The organism is Aliivibrio sp. 1S175 (assembly GCF_001690985.1).
Lineage (GTDB): Bacteria > Pseudomonadota > Gammaproteobacteria > Enterobacterales > Vibrionaceae > Aliivibrio.
The window spans coordinates 1-226 of the sequence record NZ_MAJS01000092.1; the positions used below are offsets into that span (position 1 = coordinate 1).

At 35.4% G+C, this 226-nt stretch carries 1 protein-coding gene; it reads right to left on the reverse strand.

The window, feature by feature from the left end; translation table 11 throughout:
- On the reverse strand, positions 1 to 226 hold a 226-nt coding region (locus tag A6E06_RS19455), incomplete at both ends, for a hypothetical protein (RefSeq protein ID WP_141677023.1).

The window sequence follows — 226 nt, forward strand, 5'->3', positions numbered from 1 at the left end:
TCTATATATTGTCCAAGATAAAGAGGTGTATAGCTTTCTGTAGCTATATCAAACTCAAATACCCCCTCTGATGTGGAAACCAGCCAGCGATTATCAACATGTATAGCACCAGTTATCGTAATTTCATCTAAAATCGCACTGGTATTTACTTCATTGATATTAGATGAGTAATAACGCTTTTTCTTTGGGTCATAAACAAAAAAACTATCGGTATCATTGCCCCAGA